The organism is Persicitalea sp. (assembly GCF_041751555.1).
Lineage (GTDB): Bacteria > Bacteroidota > Bacteroidia > Cytophagales > Spirosomataceae > Persicitalea.
Genome location: NZ_JBGSXF010000242.1, coordinates 1 through 3,534, shown reverse-complemented (window position 1 = coordinate 3,534; position 3,534 = coordinate 1). Strand labels below are relative to the sequence as shown.

The window sequence follows — 3,534 nt, the reverse complement described above, 5'->3', positions numbered from 1 at the left end:
AGCACGATACCCAGTAGCGAGAAAATGCTCGATGGCGCGTGGATCTGCAGGTTGAATTCTAAAACCGCAATGCAAAAAACAGCGGTAAAAATGGCGACGCCCGCCGTGCTGCGCACCATTTTGCGCATCGTCCAGCTACGGGTGAGGTGAGCGATGTCGCCCAGGAAATGTTTGTTGGTTTCGTAAACAATCATGTTGCGTTGAGTTTTAGAAGTTTTCCAATGAATAGTGTTGAGCCAGTCGTGAGTTTTCCCGTTAAGGTAATGTTAGAAAAAATCCCTTCCCGAAATTGTCCGGGAGGGGATTTTTCAGCAAAATAGCTTGGATTATTAGAGGTCGATCGCCTCTCCGTACGCCGCTTCTGTCGCGCCTTTCACGGCTTCCGACATCGTGGGGTGTGGGTGGATCGAGCGTAGGATTTCGTGCGAGGTAGTTTCGAGTTTGCGGGCCACAACTACCTCGGCGATCATTTCGGTGACGTTTGCGCCGATCATGTGGGCACCCAGCCACTCGCCGTACTTGGCGTCGAAAATTACCTTTACAAAACCTTCCTTCACACCCGCCGCTGATGCCTTGCCGGAGGCCATGAACGGAAACTTACCGACTTTGATGTCGTAGCCTTCCTCTTTGACGCGCTTCTCGGTCAGACCGACCGACGCGATTTCGGGCTGGCAGTAGGTGCAACCGGGGATGTTGTTGTAGTCGAGAGCTTCGGTCTTGTGACCGGCGATTTTCTCCGCGCAAATGATGCCTTCCGCCGTCGCCACGTGCGCCAGCGCCGGACCAGGCGTGCAGTCGCCGATAGCGTAGTAGCCTGGCACATTGGTTTCATACCACTCGCTGACCTTGATCTTACCGCGCTCGGTTTCGATCTTCATTTCTTCCAGGCCAATGTTTTCGAGGTTAGCCACGACGCCTGCCGCCGATAAAACTACCTCCGCTTCAAAGGTTTTTGGTCCATCAGGCGTTTTGACGGAAACCTTACACAGCTTGCCGCTGGTATCTACTTTCTCTACTGAGGAATTGGTGTAGATATCGACGCCCATTTTCTTATACTGCTTCGTCAGTTCCTTGGATACATCCTCGTCTTCCACGGGAACCATAGTCGGTAGGAATTCTACGATCGTCACTTTGGTACCCATACTGGCGTACACGTAAGCAAACTCCACGCCAATAGCCCCAGAGCCGATCACGAGCATACTTTCGGGCTGCTTTTCGAGGCTCATGGCCTTGCGATACTCGATGATTTTCTTGCCGTCGATCGGGATATTGGGTAGTTCGCGGGCCCGGCCGCCCGTAGCGATGATAACGCCCTTGCTGGCGGCGTACTCGGCTTTCTTGCCGTCCTTGTCAGTCACTTCCACCTTTTTGCCGGGAATAACCTTGCCGACGCCCATGATGACATCGATCTTATTTTTCTTCATCAAAAAAGCCACGCCCTTGCTCATGCCGTTGGCGACACCCCGGCTGCGCTGAATCACGGCCCCGAAATCGGCAGAGTGATCGCCGACGTTGATACCGTAGTCTTTGGCGTGCTTGATGTATTCGAAAACCTGAGCACTTTTCAAGAGGGCCTTCGTGGGGATGCAGCCCCAGTTGAGGCAAATACCGCCCAGGCTTTCTTTTTCCACAATTGCCACTTTCAATCCTAATTGCGAGGCACGAATCGCCGCCGGATAACCGCCGGGACCGCTGCCCAACACAATAACGTCATATGTTTGAGCCATTTTTGAGTTAGTTTGGGGTATAAGGTTTTGCTAAAAAAACGTCGCAAATATAAGCCTTTTTTGCCGCAAAGCCGAAGGCCCTCGCCTACCAGTTTCAAGGTAAAATCGCTATATTTGCCGTCAATGTCATCGGTTTGGACAAACTTTTGTTTAGCGAAGGATTAGTTGGTCAAAACCAAAGACATCAAGATTAAAGCTAAAAGTACCAAGGCGGATAGAAAACAGCAACAGTATGACACCGAACGAGAGATTCGATCAGTTAGAGCCTCTACTGGCTGACAGCTTACAAAAGATAGATCGTCTGATTGAAGGCCAAAGTCAGATTATTGGCGAGGTCTCCAAGATACCTGGCATGGAAAGCAACATTACGAAAACAGCCGAGGCATTAGCTAAGCTTACTGTATCGACCCAACAACAGTACGAAGAACTGAAAGTCGGTCAGGAAACGATCATGCAGTACTTGCGGGAGAAACTTCCCTGAATCGACTCTCGATTCACCAGGTGGAGAGCTGCTCATTCCAAATTCACTAATTCACAATTAATAAATGACTCAGGATCAGTTGAAAGAACTGAAAGGCCGCGTAGAGGCCTTGGGGCGGTATCTTTGACTACGGTCATCGTAAAAACCAACTCGAACAATTAGAACTACAAACCGCTCAACCGGAATTCTGGTCCGACTCAACCCGCGCCGAAAAGGTGATGAAGGAGATTCGGGGGCTGAAATTCTGGACTGGCGGCTACGAGGAACTCGCCCGGCGGCGTGACGATCTGGATGTGATCTGGGAGTTTTATGAAGCCGACGAAGCTACCGAAGAAGACGTGGACGCCGAAGGCGCGAAGTTGACCGAAAAACTGGAAGAGATCGAGCATCGTAAGATGCTGGGCGAGGAAGGCGACGACCTGCCCGCCGTGATCGAGATCAACGCCGGGGCGGGCGGCACCGAGTCACAGGATTGGGCGTCGATGCTGATGCGGATGTACATCATGTGGGCCGAGAAAAACGGCTATAAGGTGCGCGAAGTCGATTTGCAGGATGGTGAGGTAGCGGGCGTGAAGTCCGTGACGCTGGAAATCGAAGGTGAGTACGCCTACGGTAATCTCAAATCCGAGAACGGCGTCCACCGTTTGGTACGCATTTCACCCTTCGACTCCAACGCCCGGCGGCATACGTCGTTCACCTCGGTGTACGTCTATCCGCTGGCCGATGACGACATCGAAATTGACGTCAACCCAGCCGACATCACTTGGGACACTTACCGCTCCGGCGGCGCGGGTGGCCAGAACGTCAATAAGGTAGAAACTGCCGTGCGACTGCACCACAAGCCTTCGGGCATCGTCATCGCCTGTCAGCAGGAACGCTCGCAGTTGATGAATAAGGAGGTGGCGACGCGACTCTTGAAATCACGGCTCTACCAGATCGAACTGGAAAAGCGCAACGAGGCCCGCGCCGAAGTGGAGGCCTCGAAGCGCAAGATCGAATGGGGGTCCCAAATTCGCAGCTACGTCCTCGACGACCGCCGAGTGAAGGACCACCGCACCGACTACCAAACCTCGAATACCGACGCCGTGCTGGACGGCGACCTCAACGATTTCATCAAGGCTTACCTCATGGAAAACTAGATTTTTTGGGTTGAACGGTCAAAGGTTGAATGTGGGGCGGCCAGTGCTGTTAAATGGCGTTCTGAAACTTTCAGGTGATGTCAGCTTTGTTTATTAAAAGCGAACTCTACGAATCCTTGACCTTTTAACCGTTTGACCCTTCACCCAAAGGGCTACTGTTGGTGAATTTGCACTACGATATTCTCGG

General features: G+C 52.2%; 4 protein-coding genes. 2 read left to right on the top strand and 2 right to left on the bottom strand.

Annotated elements, in window-relative coordinates; translation table 11 throughout:
* Together ACEW8P_RS08675 and lpdA are read right to left on the bottom strand one after the other, a co-directional pair.
* On the bottom strand, nt 1-194 hold a 194-nt coding region (locus tag ACEW8P_RS08675; protein WP_373512691.1), incomplete at its 3' end, for a hypothetical protein.
* Nucleotides 195-329: 135 nt separating this feature from the next.
* Nucleotides 330-1,727, bottom strand: a complete 1,398-nt coding sequence (gene lpdA, locus ACEW8P_RS08670; RefSeq protein ID WP_373512690.1) for a dihydrolipoyl dehydrogenase — start codon at nt 1,725-1,727, stop codon at nt 330-332.
* A gap of 232 nt (nt 1,728-1,959) precedes the next feature.
* Here lpdA and ACEW8P_RS08665 point away from each other — a divergent pair, with 232 nt between their 5' ends.
* Nucleotides 1,960-2,208, top strand: a complete 249-nt coding sequence (locus ACEW8P_RS08665) for a hypothetical protein (RefSeq protein ID WP_373512689.1) — start codon at nt 1,960-1,962, stop codon at nt 2,206-2,208.
* Between the two features lie 64 nt (nt 2,209-2,272).
* Nucleotides 2,273-3,347 (top strand): peptide chain release factor 2 gene (prfB, locus tag ACEW8P_RS08660; RefSeq protein ID WP_373512688.1). Its coding sequence is split into 2 segments (ribosomal slippage): nt 2,273-2,332 and nt 2,334-3,347, totalling 1,074 coding nucleotides; the frame shifts between segments, so codons are not numbered across the junction.
* The last annotated feature ends 187 nt before the right edge of the window (nt 3,348-3,534 follow it).